The organism is Actinophytocola sp. (assembly GCF_036378875.1).
GTDB lineage: Bacteria > Actinomycetota > Actinomycetes > Mycobacteriales > Pseudonocardiaceae > Actinophytocola.
Genome location: NZ_DASUVO010000038.1, coordinates 19,012 through 33,484, shown reverse-complemented (window position 1 = coordinate 33,484; position 14,473 = coordinate 19,012). Strand labels below are relative to the sequence as shown.

General features: G+C 70.1%; 10 protein-coding genes, 2 tRNA genes and 1 pseudogene. 3 read left to right on the top strand and 10 right to left on the bottom strand.

What is annotated here, in order from left to right; genetic code table 11:
- Positions 1-18: 18 nt before the first annotated feature.
- Complete coding sequence (locus VF106_RS10205; protein ID WP_330839376.1) at positions 19-1,323, top strand: hypothetical protein; 1,305 nt, start codon at positions 19-21, stop codon at positions 1,321-1,323.
- Here VF106_RS10205 and VF106_RS10200 read toward each other — a convergent pair.
- The 6 genes from VF106_RS10200 to VF106_RS10175 all read right to left on the bottom strand — a co-directional run bounded on the left by VF106_RS10200 (position 1,288) and on the right by VF106_RS10175 (position 7,110).
- Positions 1,288-2,445: a leucine-rich repeat domain-containing protein gene (locus tag VF106_RS10200; protein WP_330839375.1), complete on the bottom strand. Its 1,158-nt coding sequence runs from the start codon at positions 2,443-2,445 to the stop codon at positions 1,288-1,290. The genes VF106_RS10205 and VF106_RS10200 overlap by 36 nt on opposite strands.
- The gene (locus VF106_RS10195) at positions 2,442-3,776 is read right to left on the bottom strand and encodes an SDR family NAD(P)-dependent oxidoreductase (protein WP_330839374.1); all 1,335 of its coding nucleotides are present in this window, start codon (positions 3,774-3,776) and stop codon (positions 2,442-2,444) included. The genes VF106_RS10200 and VF106_RS10195 overlap by 4 nt, the downstream gene beginning before the upstream one ends.
- Positions 3,777-3,794: 18 nt before the next feature.
- Positions 3,795-3,866, bottom strand: a tRNA-Ala gene (locus VF106_RS10190).
- Between the two features lie 11 nt (positions 3,867-3,877).
- Positions 3,878-3,950: transfer RNA gene (locus VF106_RS10185), tRNA-OTHER, on the bottom strand.
- Between the two features lie 114 nt (positions 3,951-4,064).
- Complete coding sequence (locus VF106_RS10180) at positions 4,065-5,585, bottom strand: arsenate reductase/protein-tyrosine-phosphatase family protein (RefSeq protein WP_330839373.1); 1,521 nt, start codon at positions 5,583-5,585, stop codon at positions 4,065-4,067.
- A gap of 316 nt (positions 5,586-5,901) precedes the next feature.
- Entirely contained in the window at positions 5,902-7,110 is a 1,209-nt protein-coding gene (locus VF106_RS10175; protein ID WP_330839372.1) for a helix-turn-helix domain-containing protein, read from the bottom strand.
- A gap of 199 nt (positions 7,111-7,309) precedes the next feature.
- Here VF106_RS10175 and VF106_RS10170 point away from each other — a divergent pair, with 199 nt between their 5' ends.
- Both VF106_RS10170 and VF106_RS10165 read left to right on the top strand, forming a co-directional pair.
- Entirely contained in the window at positions 7,310-7,897 is a 588-nt protein-coding gene (locus VF106_RS10170) for a copper resistance CopC family protein (protein WP_330839371.1), read from the top strand.
- 279 nt (positions 7,898-8,176) lie between these two features.
- Positions 8,177-9,304 (top strand): annotated as a pseudogene (locus VF106_RS10165) (monooxygenase); the annotation flags it as partial.
- A gap of 81 nt (positions 9,305-9,385) precedes the next feature.
- On the opposite strand, the gene VF106_RS10160 reads toward VF106_RS10165, so the two are convergent.
- The 4 genes from VF106_RS10160 to VF106_RS10145 are packed head-to-tail and all read right to left on the bottom strand — an operon-like array spanning position 9,386 to position 14,333.
- A complete protein-coding gene (locus tag VF106_RS10160; protein ID WP_330839370.1) occupies positions 9,386-10,591 on the bottom strand; it encodes a cytochrome P450 in 1,206 nt (401 codons plus the stop codon).
- Between the two features lie 60 nt (positions 10,592-10,651).
- Entirely contained in the window at positions 10,652-11,239 is a 588-nt protein-coding gene (locus VF106_RS10155) for a hypothetical protein (RefSeq protein WP_330839369.1), read from the bottom strand.
- Between the two features lie 2 nt (positions 11,240-11,241).
- Positions 11,242-12,915 (bottom strand): Hsp70 family protein, encoded by a 1,674-nt coding sequence (locus tag VF106_RS10150; protein ID WP_330839368.1) that lies wholly within the window; start codon positions 12,913-12,915, stop codon positions 11,242-11,244.
- A complete protein-coding gene (locus VF106_RS10145) occupies positions 12,912-14,333 on the bottom strand; it encodes a hypothetical protein (RefSeq protein ID WP_330839367.1) in 1,422 nt (473 codons plus the stop codon). The genes VF106_RS10150 and VF106_RS10145 overlap by 4 nt, the downstream gene beginning before the upstream one ends.
- Between the last annotated feature and the right edge of the window lie 140 nt (positions 14,334-14,473).

Genomic DNA, 14,473 nt, shown 5'->3' with positions numbered 1-14,473 from the left:
CGGGCTAGCCTGTGGACCGTGCGGAAGCCGGCAGACCCCCGACCACCACTGCCGTTCACCCCGGTCGACGAACTGGGCTGCTACGTCGACAGCGCTGCCGAGCCCAACAGCATCCACCTCGAGGTGCTGCTCGACGGGCACCTCGACGCGGCCCGGCTGCGCGCGGCGGTGCTGGCCACGCTCACCGCACACCCGCTGGCCAGAGTGCGGCGGGCCCGGTGGCGCGGCTGGCATCGCCGGTTCAACTGGGAGGTCGTCGGCTCACCGGACGTGGCGCCGGTCGACCACGTGCGCTGGCGAACCGAGGACGAGCTGGCCGGGCACCGGCGGTCGCTGCTCGACGCGGTGCCGCCGCTGGACCTCGCCCCTCCACTGCGGATCAGGCACGCGGTCGGCACGGACCGGGACGTGCTGATCCTCAACGTCCATCACGCGGCCATGGACGGCTTGTCGTGCCTGCGCCTGCTGCGGTCGGTCGCCCGGTGCTACGCCGGCCGGCCGGACCCGGTCGGCGCCGACCCCCTCGCCGTCCGGACCTCGGACGCCGGGACAGCCGGTGACGCGCCCAGGACCCGGTCTCCCGGGACGGCCGCCCGGATCGCGGCGGACAGTGCAGACCCGGGACCTGGTTGCGGGTTCCACCTGACGTCCGTGCCGATCGCCACAGTCCGAAGTGGACAAGGCAAACCCGTCGCCACCGTCAACGACATCCTGATCGCCGCGCTCGTGCTCGCGGTCGGGACGTGGAACGAGAACCACGGTCGCGACGCGGACACGATCCGGATCACCATGCCGATCAACGCACGCGCCACGGCCGGCGCCGACGAGCCGCTCGGCAACCTGTCCAGACTGACGGTGATCACGAGCACGCCGGCGGACCGGCGCTCGGCGGACGGTCTGCTGACTGACATCAACCGGCAGACGGCCTCGGCCAAAACGCTTGGCGGACCACAGCTCGACCCGGTGAGCCGGCTGTTCGCCACGCCGTGGCTACCGGTCGCGGCCAAGGCGCGGCTGCTGACCATCGCCCGGCGACTGACCGCTCTCCGGATCGCCGACACCGCGATGCTGTCCAACCTGGGCCTGGTGGGCGAGCCGCCGGACTTCGGTGCCGACGCGCCCGTCGCCGGGCTGTGGTTCTCGCCACCGGTCCGGATGCCCGCCGGCCTGTCCGTCGGCGTGGTCACGGCGAACGACCGGCTCGGCCTGTGTTTCCGGTACCGGCGCGAACTGCTGGACGCGAGGGCGGCTGCCCGGTTCGCCGAGGCGTTCCACGCCGCACTCGACTCACTCGGCGATCCCCGGCTCTCGGTGCCCCGTTGAACCACCGGGTGGCGGTTGGCGGTGCACGCTGCGGATCGCGGTGACGTCGGCGGGCTCGGGCGGCCGGACCGGCACGTCCTCGCTCAACGCGTTGAGCCTGCGCCTGATACTGGCCGCGATTCCCTTGCCCAGCGAGAAACGCGTCGGTGTCACGGCTCGCGACGCGCCGTCCAGCAGGTGATGCGCCGCGCCGCTGCTCATCCCCGTGTCGCTGAGGACGAGGTGGCGCAGCCCGTGTGGCCGGGCCGCGAGCGCACCGGCGATCACCGTCGTCGCCGCCTCGTCGAGGCGGTTGTCCAACGCGCCGAGGACACCCGCCGCCCGGACCCGGCCGAGATCGCACACCTCGACGCCGGATGCGGCGGCCGCGGTCACGAGCCGGGCCGCTGCCGTGGGGCCGATCCCGTTGCTGGCCAAGGAAATCCGCCGCAGTCGGCCGGCCGGCACGAGCGCGGCCGCGAGCGTCTCGGCGCCTTCGTCGCCGAGCCTGGCCGCGGAAACGTACAGCTCGTCGACCGCGTCGGCACGCACCAACGTGCCCAGGTGCGCGGCGCCGGCCGGGTCGAGCGCGTTGCCGCCGGCGTAGAGCCGCTCGACCCGCCGCCCGGACCGGTGCGCGGTGATCAACGCGGTCACCAGGACACCGAGGCTGGCCGCGGTCAACCCGGTCTGGACGAGGTCGAGCGTGCGGAGCGCACGCGCGGACTCGACGATCCCGGCGGCGGCCTCCCCCGCGCCCGCACCCAGCGGATTGCGTTTGAGCCACACCCCGGTGACCCGGTTGGCCTGCGGCGACATGCGCAGACCGTCCGCGATGCGGCACGCGCCGCCCGCCGTGATCCCGTTGCAGCCGAGGTACAGCGTCTCCACCTCGCGGGCCACGGCCGCACCGGCCGCCTTGGCGGCACCGTCGTCGCCGAGCCCGTCCGTGCCCAGCAGCAGGTGCCGCACCAGGCCGGGACGCAGCTCGCCGGCCACCCTCGCCGCGCCGGCCGGCCCGAGAGCCTGCTTGCACAGGTCGAGGCGGCCGTCGGGCAGCGCGGTCCCGATCGGGAAGTCCAGTCGCGCGGCAGGTGCCGCCCCGGTGCGCAGCCAGGCCAGCAACGGTTCCAGATCGCTCACCACGCGGCCTCTCGGTAGTCCTTGAGGAACACACCGGCGACCGGCGTGCCCGCCTCGCCACGCACGATCGGGTCGTACACGCGTGCCGCGCCGTCGACGACGTCCAGCGGCGTGCGGAACCCGTTCCGCACGAGCCGGGTCCGCTTCGGTGCGGGGTTCTCGTCGGTGATCCACCCGGTGTCCACCGCGCACATGTACACACCGCGGCCGGCCAGGTCCGGACCGCTGGTGCGGGTGAGCATGTTGAGCGCGGCTTTCGCCATGTTGGTGTGCGGGTGTCCTGCGGTCTTGTTCCGCACCGCGAACCGGCCCTCGACGGCGGTGACGTTGACGATGTAGCGGCGCGAGTGGGGTGAGGCGAGCAGCAGCGGCAGCAGGCGGTCGCACAGCAGCGTCGGCGCCAGGGCGTTGACCAGCTGCGTCTCCAGCAGGTCGGCCGGGTCCAGCTCGCCGATGCGCGCCGACCACGAGTTGGCCGACGCCTTGTCGGGCACCAGACCGGCCTCGTCCACCGCTTCGTCCAGTACGCCCGCGAGCGCGGTGTGCCCGTGTGCCAGGGCGAGCGACCGGCCGAAGCCGGGAGCGAGGCGCACGTTCGGCGGCAGCGCCCCGGTCTCGCCGCGGGCGATGACGGCGTACGCCTCCGGTGGGCGACGCACGGTCTGGGCGGCGTTGTTGACCAGGATGGAAAGCGGCCTGCCCTCGTCCAGCAACGAGTCGCACAGGCCGAGCACCTGTCGGGGGTCACGCAGGTCGACCCCGACGACCGAGAGCCGGTCCAACCACGCCTCACTGTCCGGCACAGCCCGGAAGCGCCGCACGGCGTCGCGAGGGAAGCGGGTGGTGACCATCAGCTCGGCGCCGTCCCGCAGCAGCATCAGCGCGAGCTGGAAACCGATCTTGACTCGTCCCCCGGTGAGCAGTGCCCGCCGTCCGGCGAGGTCCGCGCGGGCGGTGCGCCGAGCGGCGTTCTCCTCGGCACAGGACGGGCACAGCCGGTGGTAGAACGGGTCCGCGAGCTGATAGCCGTTCTTGCAGACATAGCAACGGCGGGGGCGGGCGAGCGGTCGGGCCGAAGCGCCCGGCTCGACGCGCAACGGCGCATCCGCGCGGCGGTCGAGCCCACCAGTGGCGGTCCCGGCGTCCACTATGGCGTCCGCGGCGGCCCGCTGTGCGCCGCGAACCTTCCTACGCCGCTGCCGACCGTCCCTCGCGAACGACTCGGCGACCCGCTCGGCACGCAGGCGCACCGGGTCGTCGACAGGCAGGGCACGCAACCGGGCGACGGTCGCGTGAAACGCGGCGAGCTCGGCCTCGCTGAGATCCGCCACCACGTTCCTCCTGAACCGTGGCCCCGGCCGGATTCGAACCGGCGTGTCCGGCCTGCCAAACCGGGGCGCCTGCCTCTGCGCTACGGGACCACGGTCGCCTGCCCGGGCGGCCGGATTCGAACCGGCGTGTCCCGTCGGGGAAGACGGCGCGACTGCCACTGCGCTACGACCCGGGCATTGCGCGCCATCGTAGATCGAATGGAGCGCCTCCGCGTCCGATTTTCGGCATACCAAGTGCGTGGCCGCCGGAGCGATGCTCCAGCGGCCACGCGGCGGGTCGGTTGCGGATTATCGAGTGACGGGGAGAGGGCTGTCGTTGACGGGTGCGAGTCGTTCGATGATCACTCGGTGGAGCCGGGTGGCGCATTCCTGGTACACCGAGTCCGGATGGCCGTGCGGGTCGGGGATGTCGCCGTCGGGGTCGAGGCAGATCGTCTTGCTCGCGGCATCGGGGTAGCGGGCGAGCACGGCGGCGCACTGGGCCTCGGTCATGCAGTAGACGGTGTGGGCCTCGGCGATGAGCTCAGGCGTGATCATGCGTGCCTGGTGCTCCGGCTTGGGGACGCCGAGTTCGCTCAGCGCGGTGACGGCCTCGTCGGCGATGGAGGCGCCGGGCTTGGCCTCCAGCCCGGCGCTGGTGATGCGCCAGCGACCGCTGCCGGCGGCGATGCGGGCGATGGCTTCTGCCATCGCCGACCGGCAGGTGTTGCCGCCGCAGACGAACAGCAGCAACGGCATCGTGGTGCTGACGCTGTCGGGTTTCCGCAGGGCGGCGCGGATCGCGGGGTAGCTGAGCGAAAGGATGGCCAGCACGATGAACCCGGTCGCGACGAGCTGCCCGGTGCCGGGGGCGGCGATACCGGTGAGTGCGGTCAGCGCGAACGAGGCGATCAGGCCGGAAAGCAGGCTGGCGCACCGGTTCGCTGGCACGCACCAGGTGTACTCGCGCGGGTCGAGGTAGATCAGGGTGCCGTAGACGTACAGCGCGGAGTAGAGCAGGCCGATGCCGAAGGCCGGTAGCACGGCGGGGGTGAGCAGGAAGCTGGTGAACCCCTCGCGCAGCGCGGCCGAGAACTGTCCGGCGCCGACCAGTGCCAGCACGGCGCACAGCAGGACCTGCCACACCGCGGCGGAGATGGCCTCTTCGGCGAAGTAGCGGCGGTCGGTCTGCTCGTCACCGGTCTTGGCGACCTTGCTCATGATCTGGAACCGGCCCATGTAGCCGGTGAGGTAGAACCCAAGGCTGGCCACGGCGGCGATGGTGAGGGTGTAGCTGGCCACATCGGACAGTGCGATGACCACCGCGCCGAGGCTGAACACCAACGCGATCCACGAGTAGATCTTGACCTTGCGGCCGCGCAGGGCGTCCACGATCGGGGACAGGACCAGCACGCCACCACGCATCATCAACAACATGAACAGGATCGACACACCGACGAACGTGTAGTTCAGGGTGGTGGTGGCGATCACCAGCGCCATGAAGAAACCGGCGAGGAGCATGGTGCGGCTGGGAAAGCGCATCACGCGGCCCAGCACCGGGCGGGTGCCCATGTACCGCCACCAGCCGGTGAGGGCCAGCGTCAGTGTGGCGCCGACCAGCGTGCCAAGCGCGGCGGCCGGAAGTAGCACCAACCCGCCCACGTTTTCGTCCATGCCCGGCAACAGTCCGGCGGACAACGACTTCGTCAGGGCGGCATAGGGCGTGTACCAGAAGAAATATCCGAACGCCAAACCGAGCATGCCGCCGGCCAGCCACCACGATTTTCGCGCGGCCGGGCGAGTCGTCGTCCTGCCTTCGGTGATCGACATGACGGTCTCCAATCCCGTCGAACCTCAGCGCACAGCGCCGGGGAGTGAAAAAGGGCGCGCGTCACCGTCCGGCCAAGTCATGACCGCAGCTGGGAACACGGGGCGACCGGCACCAGCACCCAACCCAGTGCCGGTCACCGAATTGCGACGGGACCCGGTGTCGATCACCCGGGTCCGTCTAAATGATCGACCGTCCCAACCTAAAACGGTTACCGGTGGGTAGCCGACCCGGACCGTGGTGTGGCGTCGTGCCCCTCGTGGTGGTGGTCCCACCCGGCGGGTAAGTACCGGCCAGGGCAGTCGGGCCTGTCGACACCTAGGTGAGGACGCCCATCCGGTCCGCCAGCGGCCGGAGGTCGACGCGGGTCAACAGACTCTCGCGACGCAGTAGCTCACGAACCATGGCGCGGACGTCGACGTTGAACCGCAGATCGTCGGCCGACTCCCGCTCGGCACGCAACAACATGTGCACGGCGGCGACGTCCTCACCGCGGCTGCTGTAGGCCCGGGCAAGGTCCACGTGGTAGGCGAACCGTCGCTCAACACTGGGTATGGCCGAGACGTCGTACTGCTGGGCGATTCTGATCGCCTCGCCCGGCCTGGACAGCTCGACGGCCAACCACACCCGGTGGATGCCGACGTTGGTCGGGCCGAACACGGTCCGAAAATCGTTGCGCTCGCCCAGCGTCACCGCCACGGCGTCGGCGGTGTCCAGCGCGCCGAGCGCACCGGGTTCGTCCCCGAGCCGGGCGAACTGCATGGCCCGCAGCAGCTGCAAGGCGCCGAAGATGCTCATCCGCTCGGGTGGACCGTCCGGCAACGTCGGCTCCAGCTCGGCGGCCGCGTCGGTGGCCAGCTCAAGTACCACCTCGGTGTGGCCCTGCTCGGCCAGGATCATCCCGACGTTCCACGCCGACGCGGCTCGGTAGTCGAGGTCGTCGGCCTTGATCGCGGCGGCCATCGCGCGGTCCGCGGCCAGCAGCGACACATCGTGTGCACCCACCCGTTTGGTGAACGCCCGGGCCAGGAAGTACAGCATCGAGGCCGTCCGCAGCAGGCTGTCCCGCTCCGCATCGTCCACCACCGGGATCGTCGCCCGCACCTCGGCGATCAACCCGGGCAACATCGACCCGACCTGTGCGAACGGGCGCCGTTCCTGCCAGATGTCCCACACGGTCCGTACGGCGTCGCCCAGGCGCGTGACGTCCGGCGCGCCGGTGAGCTTCGGGCTGAACGAGACCATCGCCGCCCGGATCGCCGGCACCGTGTCGTGCTCGGCGGACCGCTCGGGCAGGTCGTCGACCGGCAGCCCGGTCAGCTTGTACAGGTCCCGCACGCGCAGGATCCGGGCGATCTCCATCCAGTCCGAGAAGGCGACCACCTGCCGCTCACCGGACTCCCACTTACGCCACGCCGACACCGTGCAGCCCTTCAGCTGCGCGCACTGCTCCTGGGTCAACCCCATCCGCCTGCGGTACAACCGAATCCGCTCACCCGGTGGCAGACCAGGCTCTACCGCCACCACAACGCCCATGGTAACCAGCACGAAAGCCACCCACGAGATCAGCGAGCACGACGAGCCGACGGATCCCATGGTCGTTTCGTCGGCCGGCAAAGTTCCCGGGGTTCGGCAAAAGGCCCCATCTGGTTCGTCACATGGTGGCTGTCGGCCGGTTGGTGCAGGATGGGCGCTCACGCCGTGTCCATGTGGTGGAGGAACCACGATGATTGTTCGACGACTCGCGACCGCGTTCCTGCTCAGCGGGATGGCGGTGATCGTCACCGCGACACCCGCGTTCGCGCATGCCGAGCTCATCGCCAGCGACCCGGCTCAGAACGCCTCGGTGGCCGCACCACCCCAGCAGGTGTCGCTGACCTTCAACGAACCGGTGACACTCGCACCGAACCCGGTCACGATCACCGGTCCCGGCGGGGCGGCGTGGACCGTCGGGCAGCCGTCGATCGCCGGGGCCGTGATCACGGTCCCGGTGCAGCCGAGCGGGCCCGCCGGCCCCTACACGCTCGCCTACCAGGTGGTCTCGGACGACGGCGACGCGATCAACGGCAGCGTGCAGTTCACGCTGACCGCGGCCGTGCCCGCCCCGACGACCACGACCACTCCCCCACCGACGACCACGACGACCGAGGAAGCGCCACCGAGCACCACGGCGTCGGCCGTGCAGGCCGCGGACACCAGCGACTCCAACAGCGGCATCCCGGTCTGGGTGTGGATCCTCGGCGCCGTGGTGGTGGTCGCCGTCGGCGTGGCGGTGGCGCTTCGCGTGGCCCGGCCCAAGAACCCGGGAAGCTGAGACAGCTCAGTGGGCGTCACGGCGTGACGCCCACTGAGCTGTCCACTGTGGTCTCCGACACGACTGGAACTTCCGTGGACCACGGCCTGTCCTGAAGGACGCGATCGGGACGTTCAACGACATGAGCGCGTCTTTCGAGACATCGCCCGTGGCGTGAAGCCGCTGTTCGTGGGCCCGCCGTACCTCTCCGGGCTGACTGGATATCAGGGATTTCACCGATACCCAGTGTCGCCGCGACGCGAAAGAATCGGCGTAGGTCTGGGGACAAAAGGGGATGAAATGGGGATCAGGAAATTCATCGTCGCCGTGCCAGTACTGCTTGCCCTCGCGGCTTGTGGGACGGGGACGCCGGCGGCCAATCCGGCCGACAACGCGGGGAAGGCCAGCGGCCATGCGCACGGCAGCCCACCGCCGCCGGCGACGCCGCTACGGGACGGCGAGCGGTTCCAGGAAGTGGGTCTCGCCCGGCCGTATACGCCGGCGCCGCCCGAGGGTGGCACCGACGAGTACCGGTGCTTCCTCATCGATCCGAAACTCACCGACACCACGTTCCTGACGGGCAGTGAGTTCCTCCCGCAGAACGCGGAGATCGTGCACCACGGCATCTTCTACCAGATTCCCGCGTCGGGCGTGGAGCAGGCGAAGAGCGTGGACGCCAAGGCCGATGGCGACGGCTGGCAGTGCTTCGGCGGCAGTGGGCTGGAGGACAACCAGTCGAACTACATCGGTGTCTGGGCTCCTGGCCACGCGGAGACGCTGATCGGCGACCGCACCGGTTACCGACTCGAGCCTGGTAGCCAGATCGTGCTGCAGGTGCACTACAACCTGTTGGCCACCAACGGAAAGACCGGCCCGACCGACCAGTCCTCGATCCGCCTGCGTCTGGCACCCGGCACGGCGGACGTGACGCCGCTCTTCGGAAGCCTGCTGCCGGCGCCGATCGAGCTGCCGTGCACGCCGGAGGAGTCCGGCCCGCTCTGCGACCGCGAGACGGCGATCGCGGACCTGGCCAAGCGCACCAGTTCCGACGCCCGCGACGAGGTCGACGGGCTCAACGAGCTGTGCAACGGCGGAAAGGAGCCGGTCGCCGGCAACACCCAGCACTGCGACCACCAGATTCCCGAGCCCGCGCTCCTGTACGCGGTCATGCCGCACATGCACCTGCTGGGGCGTTCGATCTCGGTGGAGCTCAACCCGGGCACGCCGAACGCGCGGATGCTGCTGAACCAGCCGGCGTACAACTTCGACGACCAGTCCGAGCAGGTGCTGCCGGAACCGGTGCGGCTCAACCCGGGCGACACGGTCCGGGTCACCTGCACCCACGACGCCTCACTGCGTTCGCAGCTGCCACAGCTCAAGACGCTCAAGCCGCGCTACGTGGTGTGGGGTGACGGCACCAGCGACGAGATGTGCCTGGCCATCCTGACCGTGACCCCCCGAGGTCTGACCGAACCTGGCGCAGAGCGGGGACTTCCTGCTCTGCGCCGGTCACCACGTCACGGGCAGCTCGTTGAGCCCGTAGACGAACCCGTCGTGCTTGAACGGGATCCGGTCGAACTCGGTGGCCAGCTCGAGTGTCGGGACCCGCCGGAACAGGCTCGCGTAGGCGACCTGTAGCTCCAACCTGGCCAGTGGTTGACCGAGGCACTGGTGGACCCCGAACCCGAACGACAGATGGCTGCGCGCGTCCCGCTGGATGTCCAGGCGGTCGGGATCCGGGAAGGCCGCGGGATCCCGGTTGCCGGTCTCGTTGACGAGGATCATTCCCTCGCCGGCACGGATGGTGTGGCCGCCGATCGTGATGTCCTCGAGCGCCACCCGTCGCCGACCGCCGTGGGCGATGGTGAGATAACGCAACAACTCCTCCACCGCCGACGCGAGCAGCTTCGGGTCGTCCAGGTGCTCGCGCAGCAGGGCCAGCTGGTCGGGATGCTCCAGGAGGGCGAGGATGCCGAGAGCGATCATGTTGGCGGTGGTCTCGTGGCCGGCGAGCAGCATCAGCACGCCGATCTCGGTCGCTTCTTCCTTCGTCAGCTCCCCCGCCCCGATCCGGCCGGTCAGCCCGGACAGCATGTCGTCGCCGGGATCGTCGAAGCGGGCGTCGACCAGGGTGCTCAGGTAGCCGAACATCGCGCCGGCGGCCGCCATCCGCTGCTCGGGCGTGGACTCCTGGTGGAGGATCGCCCTGCTTTCGGTCTGGAAGAAGTCGTGGTCGTCATACGGCACGCCCAGCAGTTCGCAGATCACCAGTGACGGCACGGGAAGAGCGAACCCCTCCACCAGATCCACCGGCTTCGGCAAGGCCAGCATGCGGTCCAGCTGTTCGTCGACGATCTGCTGCACGCGGGGACGCATGGCCTCCACCCGCTTCACGGTGAACGGCGAGATCACCGTGCGCCGCAGGCGGTTGTGCTCGGGGTCGTCCATCATGACGAAGCTCAGCCCGGACGTGCCGAAGTCCTTGGCGAAGTTGGGGAAGCCGGCACCGTTCGAGTCGGCGCTGGCTTTGGGATCGCCGAGCAGCGCCCGTTGTTCCGCGTAGCTGGTCACCAGCCACGGCGTACTGCCGTCCCACAAGCGCACCCGCCGCATCGGGCGTTCCTGTTGTTGCCCACTCAACGCCGGCGCGGGGTCGAACGGGCAACCGGCTTCCCGTTCCATCGAGAAATCAGCGAGATCGGTCACCGCGGTCATGCTACGACCAACCGACACACCACTGGTCAAGAACAACCCGGGTGGAGTACCGGTTTGTGGTTACCAACCCGTCGTTACCCGTTGGCGGCACAGGATGTGCTCGTCGACGATGTAGGCGGGGGTGACGACGGCGGTGATCGGCAGACCGGGGCGGCTGTCGAGCCAGGGGCTGTGCCGGTTCTCGTCGTAGGGCTGGCCGGGCAGGAGGGTGAAGTCCCATTGCTGTCGGCCGCCGAGTGTGTCGGCCAACTGTCTGATGGCGGCCGCGTGGGCCTGCAGGGTCGCGGCCCGGGTGTCCCGATCAGGAACGCTGTCGAGCAGTGCCAGTACGGCGATGTCGTCCACCCCCAGTGGATTGCCGAACAGGGCACGGCAGAGCTGGCCGACGACATCGGCCAGTGGCCGCCCGGATGACCGGCAGGCCAGGTGGGCGGCGGTGAGCACGTGCTGGGTGACCATTCCGGTGAACCGTTCGACGACCTCGAGGTGACGCACCTGGGTGTCGGTGACCGAGCTGATCTGTCCTAAGTGGACACCCGAGTTCGGGTCCCCCGGCATGAGGCGCGAAGGCAGCACGAACAGGATCACGACCGCCAGCACGACGAGGACGACCACGCCGCCGAGCGCGATGAACCATGACGGTGTCACTGCTACCACCTGTGGTCGAACTCGGCGGAGACCGCGACCTCGTCGCCGGTGATCAGGTTGGTCGCGGTGGCGGTGAGATGGGTGGAGCCGAACCGTACCGTCAGCTCGAAGCGGCGCAGGCGCGTCGGTCGCGCGTACATGCGCCATGGCAGTTTCACCGAGAGCGTGGCCACCTTCCGGCAGCCGTCCGCGTCGACGTACCGCGGTGCGTGCGGCGAATCCGTGGCGTACAGCGGAATGACGAACGTCCGTCTTCGCCACAGTGCCGGGGCGACCTCGACGCGGAAGACCTTGTCGTACGGGACGATGTCGCCGGCGCGCACCAGCGGCTCGAACCTGTCTCCGCACAGCGGGGCGCGGAACGCGAACTCGATCTTCTTCTCCGGCGGGTCCAGTTCCGGGTCGAACGGGACGGTTCGCGCGATGCCGTAGGTGGTACGTGCCTGCCGCCGGCGGAACGTGGCGGGATCCGCGGCGAACCGGACCGCGCCGCGCAGCACCGCCAACTCCGCCTGGCTCACCGCCCGCCACGGCAGCCGGCCGGCCAGGTGGGCGTCGAGGCGGTCGCGGAGATAGGTGGATCGGCCGAACCCGCCGGCCAGCACCACGGTCAGATCGTCGGCGCCCACCTCGTCGAGCTGCTCGTCCACCATCTTGAGCACGTCGTCGATCGTGTGGTCGAGCAGCTCACGCATGGTGTCGCGCGGGATGACGATCGCGTAGTAGACACCGTCCTGGCGTTCGGCCAGTGCCTTCTTGATGTCGTCGGGCAGGATGCGGTGGACGTCCTGCGGCACGAGGACATTGGTGTCGTCGGGGTTGTTCGGATCGAACTCCCGCTTGGCGGTCTCGAAAGCCTCGGCCAGCCGGAACAACACGTGACTGTGCCGTCTGGCCAACTCGTACATCCGCACCGGGCCGATCCCGGAGACGACCCGCTCGAGGAAGAGCCGGTTGACGTAGTCGCTGCCGCAGCCGCCGCTCACCGGAGTGCCGACCTGCGCCAACCCGTCGGCCTGCACCTGCAGTGTCGTGATGTCGACGGTGCCGCCACCCGCGTCGACGACCAGCAGCCGGTGGCCGTGCCGGTTGAGATCCTCGTGCTCTGCCAACGCGTGCAGGCCGGCGACCTCGGGCTCGATCGCGAGCAGCAACCGTTCCGGGGAGCCGGGCATGCCGGCCTCGACCGCCCATCGCAGCATGAGCTGGCGTTCGTACTCACCCCACAACGCCGGCACGGTCAGGCACCAGCGCACCGCGTCCGGCTCGTGCCCCTCGCCGGTGAGGTGGGTGAGCGCGGCGTCGAAGAGCCTGCGGAGGTAGCCGACCACCAGCGGGCGGACCTCGTCCTCCGTGAGTTCCTCCGGCCCCAGGGAGTCGGGCACGAGGCCGGTCGCGCGCGCCAGGTCCATCTTGAACCCGCGGCGCAGGAACCCCGGCTCGCCGGCTTCCGGTTGCTGCACCGCCATGTCGCCCCAGGCGACGATGTCGCCGTCGGCCAGCCGCAGCGCCGACAGGGTTTTCGGCGACGACACGGCTCCCTGCCCCGGCCACGCCAGACGCCACCGGATCTCGCCGGGCACGGGCCCTTCGTCGGTGTCGGTCAGCGGCGCCCAGGCGAAACCGCTCTGGTACGAGCCGAAGTCGATGGCCGCGGCGGCCGTGAAGCCCGTCACCGCGATCCCCCGTACAGCTCGCCGACCGCGCGCCGGCACAGGTCGTCGAGCAGCCGCCCGGCCCGCGCTGACAGGTCGGGGTCGCCGAGTTCGTCAGCGACCGCGGCCGTCTCCCTGGCCGCGGTGATCAGCTCCCGCGCGGGACGGGTCGAGTCCGTCAGCGTGTCGAGCGCGTCGGTGACCGTTTCCGTTGCCTGGTCGGTCAGTCCGGACGCGGACAGCAGGTGGGCCTGCCCCGCGACCGCCTCCTCGTCCGGCAGCACGCCATGGCGGATCGCCGTGTCGTAGGCCAGCACGGCGCTGAGTGCCAGCGCCTGCCGGATTTCCGGTGGCGCCGACCGAAGCGTCTCGATCGAGGGCGGCCGGCCGTGGCGCACCAGGTGGAACCGGTCCGTCATCGCACACAGCACACCGGTCAGCAACTCGCCGAGCGCGTTCTCGAACTCCACCCGCTCATCGCTCCGCGGCAACACCATCGGGGTGAACGTCAACGACGTGGCCCGCCCGTCCGGTCGGGAACCGAGGTTCCACGCGGTCAGCTTCGGCACGACCTGGTGGTCGGCGCGGACGACACCCCACACCAGGATCACCGGCAGGTCACCGACCACCTGGCCGATCCGCAGCAGGTCGTAGTCCATCCGGTGCAGCGCACGGCGCGTGAAACCCTCGGCGAGCACGGCGTCCTGGCCCCACGCGCTCGCGTCCCACATCTCGCGGACGCTGGGCCGAAACCCTTCCACCCCAGGCAGATCCCCGTCGCGATGGAACGGCGCGATCATCAACGCCGGCAACCGCCCGTCGTCCGTGTGCTGTGCCAACTGCTCCCGCATCACCGAGTCCGGCACACCGAACGGCCCGTCCGCGCTCTCCCGGTCGTCTTCCTTGACCCGCTGCTGGACCCGGAGCGACAGCACGGCACGCTCCTGTGCCAGGTCCAGCTCACGGACATGGTCCCGCTCCGCCGCGCTCTCGGCCAGCTCGGCGGCCGTGTGCAGGCGAACCAGCGTCCGCTCGTGCTCCGCCCGCGCGACCCGGTCCGCCACGACACCGTCGACGACCCGGTACACGATGTCGCCGGCCAGGTTCACCGCGCTGGTCGCCGCATTGAGTTGGAACAGTCCACGCATACTGGCCCGGTCGCGAACCAGCTGGTTGTCCGCGGCCTCCTCGGCGAGATCGTGGAGGTAGCCGGCGTTGCGGCGCTCGCGCGCACTCTGCTTCTCGGCCAGTTCGTCCTTCACCAGCGCGGTCTTCCGCTCCTGACCGCCCCTGACCAGCTCGGTGGCCACGTCCCCGGCGGCACGCACGGCCGCGATCGTCGGCTCGCCCTTCTCGATGGCGTTCGACACCATCGACCAACCCTCGATCGCGACCCTCTTCACGACCGCGCCGTTCCACCAACTCGGCCTGTCCGCCACCGGTCACCGTCCTCCTCCAGCGCACACTTCCCGTGCATCGCGGGCAACTCCTGTCCGTTACTGGATTCCTGGGAAATACGCACTACAGGGCGATGGGGAATTGCGCTCGGGACCCGTCCCGGGGCGCTCGGGTCATCATG

Coding starts and splice junctions, on each gene's coding strand:
- VF106_RS10180 (WP_330839373.1), bottom strand. CDS start 5,585: ATGTCGATCACCGAAGGCAGGACGACGACTCGCCCGGCCGCGCGAAAA.
- VF106_RS10170 (WP_330839371.1), top strand. CDS start 7,310: ATGATTGTTCGACGACTCGCGACCGCGTTCCTGCTCAGCGGGATGGCG.
- VF106_RS10160 (WP_330839370.1), bottom strand. CDS start 10,591: ATGACCGCGGTGACCGATCTCGCTGATTTCTCGATGGAACGGGAAGCC.